This window comes from Mesorhizobium sp. M8A.F.Ca.ET.208.01.1.1, assembly GCF_004791315.1.
In the GTDB taxonomy this organism is placed as follows: domain Bacteria; phylum Pseudomonadota; class Alphaproteobacteria; order Rhizobiales; family Rhizobiaceae; genus Mesorhizobium.
The window spans coordinates 1-327 of record NZ_SRUT01000204.1; the positions used below are offsets into that span (position 1 = coordinate 1).

A 327-nucleotide genomic window follows, 5' to 3' on the forward strand; every position below is an offset into this window, starting at 1 on the left:
TCTCGACGCCTGCACGTTGAACGAGGCCTTCTCGTTGAACTTGTAGCTGGCGCCGCCCCAGACCGCCCAGCTGCCGTCCCAAAGCTTGAAGAAGCTGTGGCCGGTGTTCGGATCGGTAACGTCGGAGTCGCTTCCGTAGCCGGCCATCACGAACGCCGAGATTGCGTCGTTGACGGTGACGTCCAAGCGAGCCTTGCCAGCCCAGGATTCGTAGTTGCTGTCGTAACCAACGACGCCGCTGATGGAACCCCAGCCCTGCGTGTACTTCACACCGCCGACGACATGCGGAACATAGCTGTCGATCGTGCCCACGTAGAAGACATTATT

1 protein-coding gene is annotated in these 327 nt (G+C 59.9%); it reads right to left on the reverse strand.

Annotation, left to right across the window (positions count from 1 at the left end; genetic code table 11):
• Positions 1 to 327: porin (locus tag EN851_RS34925; protein ID WP_189587352.1), on the reverse strand; the 327-nt coding region annotated here is incomplete at both ends.